The sequence below is a fragment of the Nostoc sp. MS1 genome (genome assembly GCF_019976755.1).
In the GTDB taxonomy this organism is placed as follows: domain Bacteria; phylum Cyanobacteriota; class Cyanobacteriia; order Cyanobacteriales; family Nostocaceae; genus Trichormus.
In genome coordinates this window covers 2398936-2416282 of record NZ_AP023441.1, presented here as the reverse complement: position 1 = coordinate 2416282, position 17347 = coordinate 2398936, and the positions used below count along the sequence as shown (strand labels likewise).

Here is a 17347-nt window from a genome sequence, read left to right as displayed (position 1 = left end):
TTTACCAGTTGACTATAGACTATGGACTATGGACTAATGACTAATAACTATTGACCAATGACAAACGACATCCGTGCCATTTTTGACCGTATCGCTCCTGTCTATGACCAATTGAATGATTGGTTAAGTTTAGGACAACACCGCATTTGGAAAGAAATGGCTATTAAATGGAGTGCAGCTAAACCAGGAGATACTTGTCTAGATTTATGTTGCGGAAGCGGTGACTTAGCCTTGCGTCTAGCACGGCGGATAGGTTCAACAGGAAAAGTGTATGGTGTGGATTTCTCACCCAACCTGTTAGAAGCTGCCAAACAACGCTCCCAAACCCAATACCCCCAACCCAATATTTCCTGGGTAGAAGCCGATGTGCTGAATTTACCATTTAATAACAATCAATTTGATGCTGCGACGATGGGCTATGGATTAAGAAATGTTACAGATATTCCTCGTAGCCTGCAAGAATTACATCGTGTTCTCAAACCTGGGGCAAAAGCCGCAATTTTAGATTTCCATCGCCCCTATAATCAAAAACTCCGCACTTTTCAGCAGTGGTATCTAGACAATGTAGTTGTGCCACTAGCCGATCGCCTGGGGGTGAAAGAGGAGTACGCTTACATTAGCCCCAGCTTAGACCGCTTCCCCAACGGTAAAGAACAAGTAGAGATAGCCTACCAAGTTGGTTTTACCTCAGCCACACACTATCCCATTGCGAACGGTATGATGGGAGTATTGACAATTATTAAATAGGTAATTGGTAATTGGTAATTGGTAATAGACAAACTATTGCCTAGTATCTAATCCCCAGTACCCATTCCTCATCTAAAAAACAGTGGATTGGTCACATCTTTGGCTGTATGTATCGCCCCCAGTACTGGGTGGAATTATTGGCTATTTCACAAATGATATAGCCATCAAAATGCTATTTCGTCCCTATCGAGCAATTTATATTGGCGGACGAAGAGTTCCATTTACCCCTGGCTTGATTCCTGCTAACCAGGAACGTTTGGCAAAAAATATTTCTAATACAATCATGGGGTCGCTACTCACACCTGATGAGTTGCAAAAATTGGCACGGCGTTTATTAGAAACCGAACGGGTACAAGGGGCAATTCTTTGGTTGCTGCAACTGGCTATAGACCAAATTAAAAATGATACCAACCAAAAAAGTGCTAAAATTGTTGCCGGAATTTTGCGTGATTTGCTGGGAGAATCTTTACCACGCCTGCTGAAAGTTTTGGCCAGAAAAGATGATTTCTTAGAAGTACAAATCAATCAAATTTTTGACCAAGTATTACTAGAATTGCAACTAAGTGAAGAACAGGCAAATAGACTAGCTGATTGGTTATTAGAAGTCGTTATACCCCCAGACGTTATCCGACAAACGATTATAGATTTTTTAACCGATCGCACAATCCAAATTATTGATGAAAGCTTTCGGGAAAAAACTAGTGGTACTTATTGGGTAGTTGCCAATTTATTTGGTTTGCGGAATACATTAACCAGACTACGTACTTTTTGTTTAGATGAAAAAGAAGCTACTAATAATCGTTTAAAAGAGTTAACTCAAGATTTGCAGATGCGCGATCGCTTCAAGAGAATCTTTCAGAATTTAACACTGCAAAATCTCCCAATTGGTACAGTTAGACAACTACGAAAAACTACCCGTGAAACCGTCCGCCACTATATCCAGACTAGCGGTAGCGATTTACTCCAAGGATTAACAGACTCAGTAAATTGGGTACACATCGCCGAGTTACTGTTAAATCGTCTGAGTACTTCACCTGTAGTGATAAGTTCTTTAGAAGTTGTTAGTAAAGAATTAGCTCTGATTTTAGAACGATATTTAGAAAAAGATTTAGAAGTGATTGTTGCTCAAGTAATCCCTATCTTGTCAATAGACCAAGTAATTGTTGACCGTGTAAAATCAACTTCTCCGGCTGATTTAGAAGCAGGAATTGAAGGGATTGTCAAAAATGAATTACAAGCCATTGTGACTTTAGGTGGAATTTTAGGGTTTGTTGTGGGACTATTACAAACAGGATTGTTAATTTTTAATCAACAGTCATTTTAATTCCTAATTGGTATGACTTAGCAATCTGGATGACAAACTACTGTAAACTGCTCATATATTTCAAGATATTGCAGTTTTAGGGTTTATCTCCAGTTTATGCAGGCAAATTTGTTTACTAATGTGATTTTACCTCTAGCACTGGCAATTATCATGCTAGGGATGGGGCTATCTTTGCAGCTAGAGGACTTTAAGCGTGTCACTAAATATCCTAAAGCAGTGGCTATTGGTTCAGTCACCCAGATAATTATTTTACCAATTATCGGTTTTTTAATTGCTAAATTTGTGCCAATGCAGCCACAAATTGCAGTGGGATTGGTAATATTAGCCCTGTGTCCTGGTGGCCCTTCATCGAATATGGTTACCTACCTGGCTAATGGGGATGTGGCACTATCAGTAACACTTACAGTTGTCAGCAGTATTATTACAATATTTACAATTCCTGTATTTGCAAATTTGGCACTTCAGCATTTTTTAGGACAAACAGCAGCGATAGCGCTACCTGTGGGTTCGACAATGCTACAAATATTTTTAATTACAATTGTGCCGATCGCATTGGGAATGTATATCAAGCGTATCTTTCCCGAAACTGCCTTACGCTTAGAAAAAGCGACAAATCGTTTGGCGATCGCATTTTTGGCTTTAATTATTTTACTCATCTTAATTCGGGAATGGAGCCGCCTGCCTAATTTTATTGTGCAAGTCGGTTTGGGTGTAGTAATTTTGAATATCCTCGCCATCCTGTCAGGATGGTTGGTGAGTAAACTATTCCAACTCAACATTCCTCAGCAAATTTGCATTGCGATTGAAGTAGGCATCCAAAATGGTACGCTAGCGATCGCTATTACGGCTGGACTAATCAAGAACGAGGATATGGCAATTCCTGCCGCGATTTATGGCTTATTTATGTATTTGACTGGTTTAGCAGCAATATACTATGGCAGAAAACTATCCACAACTAACTCTCTTACTAAGAATTTAATTGGCAAGGCTTAAATTCCCTTATAATCGACGCGGACGTTTACTTTGAAATTGCGGTCTGCGTAATGGTAAAACTTCAGCTTCGCTACTTTCTCTAGCTACGCGAATTAACAAACCTGCACCTATTAAGCTGGCAATCATAGAATTACCACCGTAGCTAAACATAGGCAAGGGTAAGCCTGTTGTGGGTAATGCGCCTGTGGCTACGGCAACATGTAATAATGATTGCCCTACCATGATAATCGTCACACCCATCGCTACTAATCTGTGGACAGAATTTTTGGCCTTCAAGGCTATTACCAGTCCTAAAGTAGCGAATAGTGCTAAGAGTGTTAGCAAAACTATACTGCCGATAAAACCAAATTCTTCAGCGAATACAGCAAAAATAAAGTCAGTGTCCTGAATTGGTAAATAGAATAGCTTTTGTTGGGACATGCCAAATCCAGCACCCCAAGTTCTACCAGAACCCACGGCTAAAAGACTTTGTACTAATTGATAACCATCTCCTGTAGCATCTGCCCAAGGGTTGAGAAATGACAATACCCGTCTGCGTTGATATTCTTTGATGCTAATACTGAGTAAGCCTAACAGAAATCCACCGATCGCTGTTCCTGCTAAATACTGATAAGGTATACCGCCTGCTAGGGCTATTAACCAGATAGTCATACCGCAGAGTGAGGCTGTACTCAAGTTAGGCTGGGCCAGGATACCTAAAATTACTAAACCAAAAATCCCTAACCAAGTTAAACGCACTCGCCAAGTCAACCGTTCCCACTGTCCAAATAGTCTGGCACTCTGTAAGACTAAAAAGGGTTTAATCAGTTCCGATGGTTGTATAGGAATGGGGCCAAGGGCTATCCACCTCGCTGCATCGAACGCTTTTTTACCCAATCCTGGGATGAGGGTAACAAAAATTAAGATTAAAAATAGTCCTAGTAGCCAATGAGAGACATTGAGAATTTTTTGTAGAGGTCGATTAACAATAATGTTAAAGCCGATGAGTGAGGCTATAACCCAGAGGACTTGTCGCTTAAAATAATACAAGCCGTCCCCTTGACGGACATCAGCCACTACATAAGACGCTGAAAATAGGATTGTTAAACCGACGAACAACCAAATAAATGTTAACCAGCGCAACAACCGCGCTTCTAATGCCCAAGTGGAGACAGAATCATCAAAAAATGGAATCAGGCTGCGTAGCTTCACGATTCAGTACAGGTAAAGTTAGTAGAACTGACGATTTTGGAGGTGTAGAGGTGGGTGTAGATTTTGAAATCACTTAAATACCCCTATAACCTTACCCCCTTACACCTAATCTGAACAAAGAATTTTTGTACATAAGTCATAGTTAGGTGTAACACTCATAACTTATAACTCATAATTCGTACTATGATGCAACGCTTAAACTATCAATGAAAGTTCTTATAGATGTTGGATTAGATGTTGGATTTTCAATTTCGCCTGGCTCTAGAATAAGCTTAAACGCTTGATAATTCGATGTCTGCGCCTTGGTCATTGAGTAGAGAATGCACTCAAGCATGAAAATTTATCGTAGTTTGATTATGGTTGTCTGCCTAAAGTTCTATGACATTCCTGGCTCGTAACGGGTTTACAATATTAGAAAAAACTTGATTACAAAGTGAATCAGACAGCCGTGAATCAAAACGGTGCAATGCCGAAAAGCAGTGACCCTACATACTATTCCTTGCTAGGGCTGCATCCTTCAGCATCGGTCATCGACATCCGCCGTGCTTATCGTGAACTGAGCAAACGATATCATCCAGATACTACGGAATTGCCTGCTGCTGTAGCTACGTCCAAATTTCAGCAGATTAACGAAGCCTACGCTACCTTAAGTAATCCAGATAGGCGTTTAAATTACGACTTAAAAATCGGTTATTCTCGTTTTGGGGTAATTCAAGCACCACCTGATTTGAATCGTCCTGTCTCATACAACTACGACTACTCAAAATCAGCTTATCTTGATGCTAGCGATCGCCCCCTCTCCTCTGGCGAAATCTTTGCCTTATTTATTCTCGGCTTAACTTTTGTTGGTTGTCTATTGCTAGCAGTTACCGTCGCCTTTATCCGTGGTGATTCACTCTTTCCCCAATCGATACCACCATCAACAGCTACAATACAACAGCCTATTCTCTATTTATTACAAGTTTTTAGCTCATTTTGAATACTTTGACAAGCTCAGTACAAGTTTTGAATTTTGAATTAATTTATGTCTCTGATTCCTTCTAATACCCCCTTATATAGTCATCCTCTGCCCCAAATTGAACAATGGCTAAAAGACCAAGGTTGTCAACAAGATGATACACAACTTCACTGTTGGCGTGTACAACGTCCCAGTTGGCAAGCTGAACTGTGGCTAGATATCGAGCAAATTGTCGTCCGCTACATCCAAGCTGGGGAAAACGGACAAGATATTCAACGCGCGTTTAAATATTCCCTTAGTCGGGAAGATATTGAACAAGCAGTGTTTTCTGGCCCTTGAAAATGGGGAGTGGTGAGTGCGGAGTGGAGAGTAGGGAAAATTCACCACTCCCCATTCCCTACTCCCTACTCCCCTTGTTCTACACTTTCCCAAACCGCCGTTCTCTCTGCTGATAAGCACACAAGGCGCGGTGAAACTCGGCGCGGTCGAAATCTGGCCAGAGAGTATCGGTAATGTAAATTTCTCCATAAGCCATCTGCCATAGTAAGAAATTGGAAAGGCGCATTTCGCCACTCGTGCGAATTAATAAGTCTGGGTCGTCAATTCCGGCTGTGTATAGATGGCGTTCAAATACTTCTTCATTAATTTCATCTGGCTGAAGCAGACCTTGCTGGACTTTTTGCGCGATCGCTCGGCAAGCTTGTAGAATCTCTTGCCGTCCTCCATAATTGGTAGCAACCGAGAAGCGAATACCACGATTATTTTTAGTTTCTTCCATAGAACGGGAAATTTCTTCTTGCAGCGATCGCGGTAAAGCTGCTAAATTCCCCACAAACTGAATTTGTACGTTTTCCTCGATCATCTCCCGCAGTTCTTGACGCAAAACTCGCTGGAACAGAGTCATCAAAAAATCAACTTCTTCCTGCGGTCTTTTCCAATTTTCTGTAGAAAAAGCATAGGCTGTTAGCGCACCAATTCCCCAGTCTCTACAGCAACGCAGGAGATCCTTGAGCGCATCTACTCCTCGCTTATGACCCATAATTCGGGGTAGACCTTGACGTTTTGCCCATCGACCGTTGCCATCCATAATTACTGCAACGTGTTTGGGTAGCAATTCTCGTTTTAAATCAGATGGTAATTGTAGCAGTTCAGTTTGTTGTATTGTCATTTTTTATCTCGAGAAGCGGTCTTGTCCCTACGGGAAAGTAAATTATGCGTAGCGCGTCGAAGAAGTGGTAAACGTGAAACCAGTGCTAGTGCCTGATCACTAACCTGACGACCCAAACTGAACAACCCAGGAGCGACAGCTTCCCGATCTACTATCGGAGATAATCGAGCCTCTAATGACTCTTTGAGCTTCCTAATTGTCAGTGGTCTATTTAGAGTTCCCCTTTCCGCTAGGGAAATAGAACCCGTTTCTTCTGATACAACGACACATATACAATTTTCGACTCGCTCAGTAATTCCCATTGCTGCCCGATGGCGTGTTCCCAACTGGCGCGAGGCTGTGCGTCCCGAAAGCGGTAAAATTATACCCGAAGATATGATCCTTGAGCCACGAATTAATGTTGCCCCATCATGTAGCAAAGTTTTCGGTTGAAAGATTGTCTGTATCAGTTCTTTAGAAACATCGGCGTTGAGTTTTACGCCAGGTACAGAAAAATCTCGTTCATCGATGGGGCCAGTAGTTTCCAATATTAATAAAGCTCCGATGCGGTTTTTTGAAAGTTCTTTAACCGCTTCGACAATTTCTTCAATTACATTATCAGACTTGGGAATAGTCAGATTGGCTGGTTGCAATAATTGGCGAAATTCTCCACGCCCTAATTGTTCCAAAAAGCGGCGAAATTCTGACTGTAAAGCAACTGCCATTGCTACAGCACAGCCAATCACCAATTTTTCCAAAACAAAATTTAGCAGGGGTAAACCAAACCTGCCACTAAGCGCTGAAGCCAGCATTAACACAATAAATCCTCGCACCAACCACAAAGTCCGGCGCTCATTAATGATCACCAGTATCATGTAGGTCAGCACCAACACCAATACAATATCCAGAGTCCCCAGCAGCAAGGACTGTGACCATCCCAGGTTTGCCAGCCATTGCTTCCACCAATCTTTCATGACATCTGGATTCTAATAGTCATTAGTCATTAGTCATTAGTCATTAGTCATTAGTCATTAGTCATTAGTCCATAGTCATTAGTTACAGAGATTGCTCTATGGACTATTGACTGTGGACTATGGACTTATTGACTAATTCTTCAATCTTTCCGGTAGACGATCTTGTCGAATTAAGTCTTGATAGGTTTCGCGTTGCAAAATTAAGTTTGCTTCGCCGTTTGCCACTACAACTGCTGCCGGTCGGGGTAGGCGGTTATAGTTAGAGGCCATACTGTAATTGTATGCACCAGTTGCCATAACTACGAGAATATCCCCTGGTTCAGTTTTTGGCAGTTGGGCATTTTTAATCAGAATATCTCCTGATTCACAATGCTTACCCGCGACAGTTACTGTTTGGGTATGGGGAGCAGACAATTTATTGGCAATTACTGCCCGATAAACCGACTGATAGGTAATTGGGCGTGGGTTATCAGACATACCTCCGTCAATAGAAACGTAGGTACGGATATCTGGTATTGTTTTAGTTGAACCAATAGTGTAAGCGGTAACGCAGCTTGTGGCAATGAGCGATCGCCCTGGTTCGGACAGTAGTTTTGGTAAAGGCAAATTTTCGGCTGCACAAGCTTGTTGTACTACTTCACAAATCGCCTTCACCCACTCATCAATACTTGGTGGATCGTCTGATTCTACGTACTTGATTCCCAAACCACCGCCAATATTTAATTCGGTGACATTCAAGCCGTATTTATTAGCATCGCGCAACCACTGCACCATGACAGCCGCTAAATCCCGATGGGGTTGGCGCTCAAAAATTTGGGAACCAATATGAGCGTGTAAGCCTACACAGTTTAAATTTGGTTGCTGACTCACAAACTGGAAAACATCATCCAAGTCGTTAGGATCAAAACCAAATTTACTATCCAGATGTCCTGTGCGGATGTACTCGTGGGTATGACATTCAATCCCCGGAGTCAGCCGCAACATAATCCGAATTGGCTGTTCTGCTTGAGCTAAACTTGCCAAGGTACGCAATTCGTACCAGTTATCTACCACAATAGTTACATCTGCATCTATCGCTAGACGTAGTTCTTCTAAAGATTTATTATTACCGTGGAGGTAAATTTTTGCGGGATTCACACCAGCCGTTAGTGCAGTGTAGAGTTCACCACCGGAAACTACATCAATTCCTAAACCCTCTGAGCCTGCGATCGCACAAACAGCTAAACAATTCCATGCTTTGGAAGCATACAATACTTGGGATTCGCCAGGATAATACTTTTGGAAACTATCTCGATATTGCTGACAAGCTGTTCTGAGAGTTTCTTCATCTAATATATATAAAGGTGAACCAAACTGTTCAACTAGAGTTGTGACATCACACCCACCAATTTCTAGGTTTCCTTGACTGTTAATTTTGGCAGTTAAAGGTAATAGTTCCTGATTGGGCGAAATATGAGTATTTGTGTTTTGTTCGGGTAAATACTGAGTCCCAGCATTTTGAACCCCAACCGGGTGAGTTGATACCATAACTATATAAGTTGTCCTTGCTCAAATTACGGGCGTGAATTAATTGTCCCAATCCCAGTTTACAAAGGGTTTGTATTCTTATCCAAGTTAAAAGTGATCTTATCGAGCTTAGAACTTAAAACCCTCACCTCAGAGGATTTAACTGCAATCCTAGAACTGGATCAAGCCTGTTTTGGTGGGCTTTGGACTATGGAGGGCTACCAAAGAGAGTTGGATAGTCCCAATAGTGATTTACTTGGTTTATTTTCTCCCCACTCCAGCGTCAAGTTATTAGGGATGGGGTGTTTTTGGTCAATTTTAGAAGAAGCCCATATCACAATTGTTGCCGTTCATCCCCAATATCATCATCAAGGTTTGGGACAAGCTTTATTATATTTTCTCCTCCAAACAGCTTGCGATCGCGGTTTAGAACGCGCCACCCTCGAAGTTCGCGCTTCTAATTTAGCCGCAATATCTTTATACCAAAAATTTGAGTTCCAAACCGCAGGCAGGCGACGCGGTTATTACCAAGATAATGGCGAAGATGCTCTAATTCTTTGGCTCCCCGATTTGCAATATCCCCAGTTTCAAAAGAAATTACAATATTGGGAAACTATTATTCGGTATGAATTAGCCAATAGTCATTGGTCAGTTGACAGTTGACAGTTGTTCTCCCTCATCTCCCTAATTTCCCCACTCCCCACTCCCCACTCCCTACTCCCCATTTCCTAATACACATCTTTACTTGGTTGTCCATATTGAAAACAACTAAGTTAATAAAAAATAATCTAATTTTCCTGAATTTGAATCATCAGAATATTTAATCTTGAAATTGATAAAGTTTTAAATAAGATATTGAACGAGAAAAAATCTTGATATTAGTACATCACTTGTGCTAACAATGAATATTTGTGACCGTTCATAAAAATAGCCAATTTAATCTTTGGCTGCAAATTATTCAAGCCCAAAAATGCTGATAAATTCTCTCTCCTCAGTAATATTGGCAGGGCAGCACTAATAAATGAATATTAATCACGCCGTCAACTTGTGTGATAGCTCTTGGATGCTAATTATCTTTGGATACAGACATCCAAACTCTTAGCCTGTGCTAAAATCAGCGTACCGGCACGACGCAGGTGATGGGAAAAATGCCATGTTTGAACGCTTCACAGAAAAAGCCATTAAAGTAATCATGCTGGCCCAAGAAGAGGCCCGCCGTTTAGGTCACAACTTCGTTGGAACCGAGCAAATCCTCTTGGGTTTGATCGGGGAAGGTACGGGAGTTGCGGCCAAGGTGCTGAAATCAATGGGAGTCAATCTCAAAGATGCTCGCATCGAAGTAGAAAAAATCATAGGCCGGGGTTCGGGCTTTGTGGCCGTGGAAATTCCGTTTACGCCACGGGCAAAGCGGGTTCTAGAACTATCCCTAGAAGAAGCGCGCCAATTAGGGCATAACTACATTGGCACCGAGCATCTGCTGTTGGGCCTGATCCGGGAAGGGGAAGGTGTGGCAGCCAGGGTGCTGGAAAATCTTGGGGTGGATCTATCTAAGGTAAGAACCCAAGTTATTCGGATGTTGGGAGAAACCGCCGAGGTTTCAGCGACAGGGCAATCTGGACGCACCAAAACACCAACATTGGATGAATTTGGCTCTAACCTGACTCAAATGGCCACAGATAACAAGCTCGATCCTGTGGTGGGACGCGCCAAGGAAATCGAGCGTGTAATCCAAATCTTAGGCCGCCGGACAAAAAATAACCCAGTATTGATTGGTGAACCTGGGGTTGGTAAAACCGCGATCGCCGAAGGTCTAGCATCTCGTATCGCTAACAAAGATGTCCCCGACATCCTCGAAGATAAGCGTGTAGTAACCCTAGATATCGGTTTGTTGGTCGCTGGAACCAAGTACCGGGGTGAATTTGAAGAACGCTTGAAGAAAATCATGGACGAGATTCGTCAAGCGGGTAATGTAATTCTTGTAATAGACGAAGTACACACCCTCATTGGTGCAGGTGCGGCGGAAGGCGCAATTGATGCGGCAAATATCCTCAAACCAGCTTTGGCGAGAGGTGAATTGCAATGTATCGGGGCGACAACCTTAGATGAGTACCGCAAGCACATCGAACGAGACGCAGCGTTAGAGCGGCGCTTCCAGCCTGTGATGGTCGGTGAACCTACCGTCGATGAAACAATAGAAATTTTATATGGTTTGCGCGATCGCTACGAGCAACACCACAAGCTGAAAATCTCCGACGAAGCTTTAGTCGCGGCAGCGAAATTATCTGATCGTTATATTAGCGATCGCTATCTGCCAGACAAAGCCATCGACTTGGTTGATGAAGCTGGTTCTCGTGTGCGGTTGATCAACTCCCAACTGCCCCCCGCAGCCAAAGAGTTAGATAAAGAACTGCGCCAAATCTTAAAAGAAAAAGATGATGCTGTCCGTTCCCAAGACTTTGATAGAGCCGGGGAACTGCGCGATCGCGAAATGGAAATCAAAGCCGAAATTCGCGCGATCGCCCAAAGTAAGACCAATGCTTCTGGTACAGAAGGTGAAGAGCCTGTAGTAACCGAGGAAGATATTGCGCACATCGTTGCTTCTTGGACAGGCGTTCCCGTCAACAAGCTGACCGAATCTGAATCCGAAAAGCTGCTGCACATGGAAGACACCTTGCACCAGCGCTTAATCGGTCAAGAAGATGCGGTAAAAGCAGTTTCACGAGCCATTCGTCGCGCTCGTGTTGGTTTGAAGAACCCCAACCGACCCATAGCAAGCTTTGTCTTCTCCGGGCCGACTGGTGTAGGTAAAACCGAGTTGGCGAAATCCTTGGCTTCATACTTCTTCGGTTCCGAGGAAGCGATGATCCGCTTGGATATGTCCGAGTACATGGAACGTCACACCGTCAGTAAGTTGATTGGTTCGCCTCCAGGTTACGTTGGTTATAACGAAGGTGGACAATTAACCGAAGCTGTACGCCGTCGTCCTTACACTGTGGTACTGTTCGACGAAATCGAAAAAGCCCACCCCGATGTCTTCAATATGCTGCTGCAAATTTTAGAAGACGGTCGGTTAACAGATGCCAAAGGACGCACCGTTGACTTCAAGAATACCTTGCTGATTTTGACATCCAACATCGGTTCCAAGGTAATCGAGAAAGGTGGCGGCGGTATCGGTTTTGAGTTCGCCGACAACCAAAGCGAATCGCAATACAACCGTATTCGCTCCTTGGTGAACGAAGAATTGAAGCAATACTTCCGTCCTGAGTTCCTCAACCGTCTAGATGAGATTATCGTCTTCCGTCAGTTGAGCAAGGCAGAAGTTACCGAGATTGCGGATATCATGCTCAAAGAAGTATTTGGTCGCTTGACAGAAAAAGGTATAACTTTAGAAGTAAGCGATCGCTTCAAAGACAGACTTATCGAAGAAGGCTACAGCCCCAGCTACGGCGCAAGACCATTACGCCGCGCCATTATGCGCTTGCTGGAAGATAGCCTCGCCGAAGAAATTCTTTCTGGTCGCATCAAAGATGGCGATGTCGCCTTTGTTGATGTTGATGAAAACGGCACTGTCCAAGTTAGTTCTCAACAGCGTCGGGAATTATTACCCCAAGGTGTTGAGTCATAGTTAAAGTTGGGAATTTAATTCTCAAATAAAATTTAGCAAGCGGTAGAGGATACATTTCTCTACCGCTTTTGTCTTGTTGTCGGTTATGGCTAGAGTGGGTTTAATAAGTTCCATTCTATAAGGAAACTAATAGGTATGAGTATCAGTATGGTTCATCAAGCAACCTTTGATCAAGATAAGCGAATGACTTCAAAGGAATTTATAGGAAGGTTTGACTTTTATGTAAGTCTTGATGCTTCAGGACATACTAGGTTTTATCCTCCTTTCATAGAATTTGGGTTGAATTGTGGAATTAGATTTTTACTATCAGAGATTAGGAGTTATGGTTTGATCAAGTGTGAAAACGAGATAGATAAATTACTATTAGAACAATATATAGTTGCTCGAAATGGTTATAATGCTCTTACTTTAGCTGATTTAAGAAAAAAGATTGAGTCAGTATTTCAACAATATCAATCTTTTTAAAGTTATAAATTTAGTTGAGAGACAGAGAAATCTAAGAAATAAGATATTGCTTTTTTGTTTCTCAACTCACCCCATCTATGTTTTCACATAGCAATGATAGACTTTATGTTTTTTGTATCATTCCAGATATTATGATTATTATTAACCTCTATAATCAAAATATTAAGCATAGGGTAAATGAAACCCACAAACGAACAAACTCAAACACTTTATAGAATTTGTTATCAACTGACTAAAATATATAAAAGTATAGACTTGGTGAGAATGGATGAACGAACAGGTAATTTATATGTACTAGCAGGAGAAAATCTAGAGTTCGAGATTGAACCGAGTGGAGAATATAAGTAATTGGAGGATAGAGCATGACTTTAGCTAAGTATCAAGATATGAATCTCGATGAACTACGTCATTATGTTCTCACACACCGAGAAGATACTGAAGCTTTTTATGCCTATGTAGACCGCTCAAAAGCTGAAGGCAGAATGAACACAATACATCCTAATGATGAAAATTGGGAAGAAAAAGTTATAGAAGCAATTAAGTATAGTCAAAATTCTATTCGTTGGTACTGCAACAACACAAAGAAATATCAAGAACAAGCTCAGAGAATTACTGAGTGGTGGAACAATTTGGATAGTAAAAAAGTAAGAAAATATTATATAGATAATATAAAGATTACTGGAATAGCTGGGTGGAAACCTGATCAACTTAGTCAACCAGTAGAATTGATCATCAACGAACCAAGTGTAGACATCTGTCAATTTACTACCTTATTAAAATATAGAGATCAAGATAATACTATCCAGCAAATAGAAGCAGTAGCGATTGATTTGGATATTGATAAACAAAACTTGTTTGTTTGGACAACTAAATCAGCAACCGTTGTTATTTTTTCTTTACAAAGAGTTTAAAAGTGGTAGTGTAAGAATTGGCTTTTAGCTGGAATACAAGAATATAATCTACATTTGGCTCAATTAATTGAAAAAGCTAGGGAAGAATTAACAGACAATCTCATACAAAAAAAGTTTTAGAATTTATAGAGAAAATCTTTATCTATAAGTTTCCTAATTTAAGCCGTGAGGAATTATAAGTCATGTTAAATGTAGACTTGATTAAAGATACTAAAGTTTATCAAGAAGCGTTTGAAGAAGGCGAACTACAGACTAAGTTGAAAATGGTTCCTATTTTACTGGAGTTGGGATTGAGTATTCAGCAAATAGCAGAAAAATTAAAACTAGATGTGGAAATAGTCAGAGAAGCTGCAAGTTATAACTGATACAAAGACTAAGTGAAGAATAATTGGGAATTTACAGAGGTATGGATAGATCCTATGTTTTCTCCTCCATACATTGTTTTATTACTCTGTGATAGTAAGCAAAACTGTCAAATTTATGACCCAGCACAGGGTTATAAGATTGTATTTTCTAGTAGTAATTATGAAGCAGCAAAATCATGGTTACTAGAAGATGAGTATGAACCAATCGAAGGTAGATTATTGGCTACGGAATTAGTTGAACTAAACCCATCGACTAGGCTCTATTAGGCGCGATATAGTCATTCACCTTTTCCCCTAACAGGTAATTAATTATGCAGCTAACTATTCCGCCTCATCTACAAAGCACTTATAAATTAATTCAATGTGCTTTCCCTAATGGTATTGAAGCACAAGATTATGAACCACTTTTAGCTTTACTAGGTGAGGAGATGTCAGATAGGAACTTAACAGAAGTAATTGCTTGTTACCTTGGTAAAGAATATAGCGTGGTACTTAACGATGTATATCGAGTACAGTCAATTGATATTCTTAAAGCTGAAGCTGTTGCTAATTTAAAAAATAATTTACTTAGCTGTGGTTATCAACAGTGGCTAGAAGAATGATTATATATGTTATTTACCTTGAATGGGTAAGTGCGATCGCTCAACCATATCCTCAGTAAAAAGCTTGTAGAATGAGTAGGCGATCGCTTCGCTATAAAGGAACTAGGAATATGACTAACACAAAACCCGTGCGCCGTCGTCAACCTGGAAGAATCTTTCCAGAATTTACCCTACCACCTGAAGAATTAGCTAGACGGAGAGATGAAAGAAATGCTCGTTGTCAAAAAGCGCGTATTGTTTTTGATAGGGTGCGTCCGCAATTAATAAGTGAACATTACAACTGGTTTATTGTCATTGAACCAAACAGTGGCGATTATTTTATTGATGTAGATGACAATGTAGCTGAAAAACAAGCGAGAGAGAAATATCCTACTGGTTGGCTAGTTACATTCCGTCTCAATGAAACAGGTGCTTGTGGACGGATATGATTTCAGGTGAGTTTGGTGAACTTGGAGAGTTAATTTTTGAGATAGAAATTATTTCATCTGATGAAGATAGGTATCCTATTGAAGTTTTGTTAGATACAGGATTTACATCAGGTTGGTTGGCGCTTGATGTACAAGATGCTGAAAGTATTGGGTGGCGCTTAATTGAAAGGGATAAAATTATGCAAATGGCAAGGGGAGAAGCATTCTTTGATATATATGAAGGTAAAGTAAGATTGGATGGACAGGAGTATATTGTTCCTGTTTTAGCTGGTGAAGGTATTTCTGAGCCTTTATTGGGTTTGCAGTGGTTGAAAATATTGCCGCTATCAGTGAATTTTTCAGCAGGTATATTAACTTTAGGCTGAAGCGAATTTATTATTAAAAATAATCGTCAAATTATATCTTCTAGAATGAATGTGCGATCGCCACAAAATAAAAATCTTGTGGCAACCACTACAGTAAGATTAAAACGGTAAGATTCTGCGAATTACATCACTAACAATTCCTTTAGCAATATCATTAACCCAGTTGTTGACATCGTTTTGTGAAACTTTCTCTGCATCGACATTTGCTGGTGGTTTATTATCAAACTTCATGCCAGATTTATCAGATATAGATGCGAGAACGGTATTACTAGGAATTGCCGAATTTAAACCTGTTTTCACTTCTTCATTTCTTCCGCCAGCTTCGTTTTGTACTGTCCCTACAGTGTCACCTTGACCGTGAATACCTACTACGCGACCAGAAACATCAAATACTGGGCCACCACTCATCCCTCGGCGGGTTACAGCGTCATATCGCATAGTGTAGCCTTCGTTATTGCTAGGACGGATATTAGTGACTTGTCCGTTAGTAAAAGCATATTCTCGTTCTGTTCCCCCTTTGGCGGGTAAGGGATAACCAGAAACATAAATACCCGAACCAATACTTGTTTCATCAGAATTTGCTAAGGGTGCGATCGCTAAATCATCTTTGCTTTCAAATTTGGCGATCGCTAAATCAAGACTTCCTGGTTTTCCTGACAAGCTTTGTACTGTTGTCACAGTATATTCTTTGCCGTTATAGGTGCGAATTATATATTCTGAATTAGGATTTTTGACAACATGATTGGCGGTTAACACAGTATAAGTATTGCCATTTTTAGCAATAATTACCCCAGAACCACTATCACCAGGACTGAGGGTGTTATTAATTTGTACAGTGGTAGGAATTGCTACTTTAGCTACGTCTTTTGCAGATTGGGCAAACACAGGCTGAGTAATCACTACACTGGCAACTACTGCTGTTCCCATAAGTACACTTGGTAAGTTATAAAAACGATTCATAATTAATTTTCCTACTTTAATTGTAAATATGTAGTTATTGGTATGCCCCAACTAGAACGAACCATTTGCTTTAATAATTCTGGATGTGGGGAAGTGTTATCTTCAAAGGTATAAACGCCAAAATCTGGGTCGCGGTTTTTTAAGCGTCCGTTAATTCCTACTAGTAAACCGTATTGGTTAAAAATTGGCCCGCCACTCATGCCGATGCTGATATCATTGGTGTACCCTAAGCGATATCCTTGATCGAGGGATTTGGGTAAAACCAGAGATACTATTCCTTGAGTCAGGCGAAATCCTTGAATACCTTGATCAAAAGTTGTCTCTACCTGATATTGGGTATACATGGGAAATCCGGCTGTATATAAAGGTTCACCAGGGGTAACAGGTTGGGGATGAATCGTGGCGGTGCGGTACGGAGTCGCACTCCTGAATTGGACGATCGCCATATCTGCTTTCCCTACTTGCACAAAATTGTTAGTAATAGGGAAATATCGGCGACCATCACAGGTCATAATTGTGAGTTTTTCACTCAATCCAACTACGTGCCAATTCGTAAGTACAGTATAAATTTCGCCTTGACGCTGAACAATTACACCTGAACCTGATGCTGTACCAGTGAAAATGCGAACTGTTGTTTGGCGGGCGATTTGTTCGATTTTTGGCTTGGTAAGTTTGGTTGTTATCAAAGGACGAGTTTCCGCTAAACAAATTGGCGGATAAGCAATGAGTAAAACCATGCCGATACCCAGCCATCGTAATCGCCATAATCCCCGCACTAATCGCATT

22 protein-coding genes are annotated in these 17347 nt (G+C 41.1%); 16 read left to right on the top strand and 6 right to left on the bottom strand.

Features of this window, described 5'->3' with window-relative positions:
* Window positions 1-57 precede the first annotated feature (57 nt).
* From ubiE to NSMS1_RS10505, 3 genes are all read left to right on the top strand, one after another.
* Window positions 58-747, top strand: coding sequence for a bifunctional demethylmenaquinone methyltransferase/2-methoxy-6-polyprenyl-1,4-benzoquinol methylase UbiE (ubiE, locus tag NSMS1_RS10515; RefSeq protein WP_224093003.1), 690 nt, complete (start codon window positions 58-60; stop codon window positions 745-747).
* 82 nt (window positions 748-829) lie between these two features.
* Complete coding sequence (locus tag NSMS1_RS10510) at window positions 830-2071, top strand: DUF445 domain-containing protein (protein ID WP_224093001.1); 1242 nt, start codon at window positions 830-832, stop codon at window positions 2069-2071.
* 96 nt (window positions 2072-2167) lie between these two features.
* Window positions 2168-3064 carry a bile acid:sodium symporter family protein gene (locus NSMS1_RS10505; protein ID WP_224092999.1) on the top strand — a complete coding sequence of 299 codons (897 nt, stop codon included), beginning with the start codon at window positions 2168-2170 and terminating at the stop codon, window positions 3062-3064.
* 6 nt (window positions 3065-3070) lie between these two features.
* Here NSMS1_RS10505 and NSMS1_RS10500 read toward each other — a convergent pair whose 3' ends face one another.
* The gene (locus tag NSMS1_RS10500) at window positions 3071-4255 is read right to left on the bottom strand and encodes an FtsW/RodA/SpoVE family cell cycle protein (protein WP_224092997.1); all 1185 of its coding nucleotides are present in this window, start codon (window positions 4253-4255) and stop codon (window positions 3071-3073) included.
* 466 nt (window positions 4256-4721) lie between these two features.
* On the opposite strand from NSMS1_RS10500, the gene NSMS1_RS10495 reads away from it, so the two are divergent.
* Window positions 4722-5234, top strand: coding sequence for a J domain-containing protein (locus NSMS1_RS10495; RefSeq protein ID WP_224095192.1), 513 nt, complete (start codon window positions 4722-4724; stop codon window positions 5232-5234).
* A gap of 45 nt (window positions 5235-5279) precedes the next feature.
* Entirely contained in the window at window positions 5280-5552 is a 273-nt protein-coding gene (locus NSMS1_RS10490) for a DUF3143 domain-containing protein (RefSeq protein WP_224092995.1), read from the top strand.
* A 79-nt stretch (window positions 5553-5631) separates the two neighbouring features.
* On the opposite strand, the gene NSMS1_RS10485 is transcribed toward NSMS1_RS10490, so the two are convergent.
* From NSMS1_RS10485 to lysA, 3 genes are all read right to left on the bottom strand, one after another.
* Window positions 5632-6381 carry an isoprenyl transferase gene (locus NSMS1_RS10485; RefSeq protein ID WP_224092993.1) on the bottom strand — a complete coding sequence of 250 codons (750 nt, stop codon included), beginning with the start codon at window positions 6379-6381 and terminating at the stop codon, window positions 5632-5634.
* Window positions 6378-7334: a diadenylate cyclase CdaA gene (cdaA, locus tag NSMS1_RS10480; RefSeq protein WP_224092991.1), complete on the bottom strand. Its 957-nt coding sequence runs from the start codon at window positions 7332-7334 to the stop codon at window positions 6378-6380. The genes NSMS1_RS10485 and cdaA overlap by 4 nt, the downstream gene beginning before the upstream one ends.
* A gap of 132 nt (window positions 7335-7466) precedes the next feature.
* Complete coding sequence (gene lysA / locus NSMS1_RS10475; protein WP_224092990.1) at window positions 7467-8861, bottom strand: diaminopimelate decarboxylase; 1395 nt, start codon at window positions 8859-8861, stop codon at window positions 7467-7469.
* Between the two features lie 93 nt (window positions 8862-8954).
* Here lysA and rimI point away from each other — a divergent pair, with 93 nt between their 5' ends.
* From rimI to NSMS1_RS10420, 11 genes are all read left to right on the top strand, one after another.
* The gene (gene rimI, locus NSMS1_RS10470) at window positions 8955-9503 is read left to right on the top strand and encodes a ribosomal protein S18-alanine N-acetyltransferase (protein ID WP_224092988.1); all 549 of its coding nucleotides are present in this window, start codon (window positions 8955-8957) and stop codon (window positions 9501-9503) included.
* A gap of 490 nt (window positions 9504-9993) precedes the next feature.
* Window positions 9994-12465 (top strand): ATP-dependent Clp protease ATP-binding subunit, encoded by a 2472-nt coding sequence (locus NSMS1_RS10465; RefSeq protein WP_224095191.1) that lies wholly within the window; start codon window positions 9994-9996, stop codon window positions 12463-12465.
* Between the two features lie 147 nt (window positions 12466-12612).
* Complete coding sequence (locus tag NSMS1_RS10460) at window positions 12613-12930, top strand: hypothetical protein (protein ID WP_224092987.1); 318 nt, start codon at window positions 12613-12615, stop codon at window positions 12928-12930.
* Between the two features lie 177 nt (window positions 12931-13107).
* Window positions 13108-13278 carry a DUF6888 family protein gene (locus NSMS1_RS10455; protein WP_224092985.1) on the top strand — a complete coding sequence of 57 codons (171 nt, stop codon included), beginning with the start codon at window positions 13108-13110 and terminating at the stop codon, window positions 13276-13278.
* Between the two features lie 14 nt (window positions 13279-13292).
* Entirely contained in the window at window positions 13293-13841 is a 549-nt protein-coding gene (locus NSMS1_RS35325) for a DUF6887 family protein (RefSeq protein ID WP_317986588.1), read from the top strand.
* An 86-nt stretch (window positions 13842-13927) separates the two neighbouring features.
* Window positions 13928-14020: an Rpn family recombination-promoting nuclease/putative transposase gene (locus tag NSMS1_RS35320; protein ID WP_224095190.1), complete on the top strand. Its 93-nt coding sequence runs from the start codon at window positions 13928-13930 to the stop codon at window positions 14018-14020.
* 3 nt (window positions 14021-14023) lie between these two features.
* Window positions 14024-14206: a hypothetical protein gene (locus NSMS1_RS10440; protein ID WP_224092983.1), complete on the top strand. Its 183-nt coding sequence runs from the start codon at window positions 14024-14026 to the stop codon at window positions 14204-14206.
* A 54-nt stretch (window positions 14207-14260) separates the two neighbouring features.
* Window positions 14261-14473, top strand: a complete 213-nt coding sequence (locus tag NSMS1_RS10435; protein WP_317986599.1) for a hypothetical protein — start codon at window positions 14261-14263, stop codon at window positions 14471-14473.
* A gap of 44 nt (window positions 14474-14517) precedes the next feature.
* Entirely contained in the window at window positions 14518-14808 is a 291-nt protein-coding gene (locus tag NSMS1_RS10430; protein ID WP_224092979.1) for a DUF3349 domain-containing protein, read from the top strand.
* 110 nt (window positions 14809-14918) lie between these two features.
* Window positions 14919-15236, top strand: a complete 318-nt coding sequence (locus NSMS1_RS10425) for a hypothetical protein (RefSeq protein WP_224092977.1) — start codon at window positions 14919-14921, stop codon at window positions 15234-15236.
* On the top strand, window positions 15233-15601 hold the full coding sequence (locus tag NSMS1_RS10420; protein ID WP_224092975.1) for an aspartyl protease: 369 nt from the start codon (window positions 15233-15235) through the stop codon (window positions 15599-15601). The genes NSMS1_RS10425 and NSMS1_RS10420 overlap by 4 nt, the downstream gene beginning before the upstream one ends.
* Before the next feature lie 99 nt (window positions 15602-15700).
* Here NSMS1_RS10420 and NSMS1_RS10415 read toward each other — a convergent pair whose 3' ends face one another.
* Window positions 15701-16561, bottom strand: a complete 861-nt coding sequence (locus NSMS1_RS10415; protein WP_224092973.1) for a serine protease — start codon at window positions 16559-16561, stop codon at window positions 15701-15703.
* 11 nt (window positions 16562-16572) lie between these two features.
* Window positions 16573-17346, bottom strand: a complete 774-nt coding sequence (locus NSMS1_RS10410; protein WP_224092972.1) for a serine protease — start codon at window positions 17344-17346, stop codon at window positions 16573-16575.
* Between the last annotated feature and the right edge of the window lies 1 nt (window position 17347).

Coding starts and splice junctions, on each gene's coding strand:
- ubiE (WP_224093003.1), top strand. CDS start 58: ATGACAAACGACATCCGTGCCATTTTTGACCGTATCGCTCCTGTCTAT.
- NSMS1_RS10505 (WP_224092999.1), top strand. CDS start 2,168: ATGCAGGCAAATTTGTTTACTAATGTGATTTTACCTCTAGCACTGGCA.
- NSMS1_RS10495 (WP_224095192.1), top strand. CDS start 4,722: ATGCCGAAAAGCAGTGACCCTACATACTATTCCTTGCTAGGGCTGCAT.
- NSMS1_RS10490 (WP_224092995.1), top strand. CDS start 5,280: ATGTCTCTGATTCCTTCTAATACCCCCTTATATAGTCATCCTCTGCCC.
- NSMS1_RS10485 (WP_224092993.1), bottom strand. CDS start 6,381: ATGACAATACAACAAACTGAACTGCTACAATTACCATCTGATTTAAAA.
- cdaA (WP_224092991.1), bottom strand. CDS start 7,334: ATGAAAGATTGGTGGAAGCAATGGCTGGCAAACCTGGGATGGTCACAG.
- lysA (WP_224092990.1), bottom strand. CDS start 8,861: ATGGTATCAACTCACCCGGTTGGGGTTCAAAATGCTGGGACTCAGTAT.
- NSMS1_RS10465 (WP_224095191.1), top strand. CDS start 9,994: ATGTTTGAACGCTTCACAGAAAAAGCCATTAAAGTAATCATGCTGGCC.
- NSMS1_RS10460 (WP_224092987.1), top strand. CDS start 12,613: ATGGTTCATCAAGCAACCTTTGATCAAGATAAGCGAATGACTTCAAAG.
- NSMS1_RS10455 (WP_224092985.1), top strand. CDS start 13,108: ATGAAACCCACAAACGAACAAACTCAAACACTTTATAGAATTTGTTAT.
- NSMS1_RS35325 (WP_317986588.1), top strand. CDS start 13,293: ATGACTTTAGCTAAGTATCAAGATATGAATCTCGATGAACTACGTCAT.
- NSMS1_RS10440 (WP_224092983.1), top strand. CDS start 14,024: ATGTTAAATGTAGACTTGATTAAAGATACTAAAGTTTATCAAGAAGCG.
- NSMS1_RS10435 (WP_317986599.1), top strand. CDS start 14,261: ATGTTTTCTCCTCCATACATTGTTTTATTACTCTGTGATAGTAAGCAA.
- NSMS1_RS10430 (WP_224092979.1), top strand. CDS start 14,518: ATGCAGCTAACTATTCCGCCTCATCTACAAAGCACTTATAAATTAATT.
- NSMS1_RS10425 (WP_224092977.1), top strand. CDS start 14,919: ATGACTAACACAAAACCCGTGCGCCGTCGTCAACCTGGAAGAATCTTT.
- NSMS1_RS10420 (WP_224092975.1), top strand. CDS start 15,233: ATGATTTCAGGTGAGTTTGGTGAACTTGGAGAGTTAATTTTTGAGATA.
- NSMS1_RS10415 (WP_224092973.1), bottom strand. CDS start 16,561: ATGAATCGTTTTTATAACTTACCAAGTGTACTTATGGGAACAGCAGTA.
- NSMS1_RS10410 (WP_224092972.1), bottom strand. CDS start 17,346: ATGCGATTAGTGCGGGGATTATGGCGATTACGATGGCTGGGTATCGGC.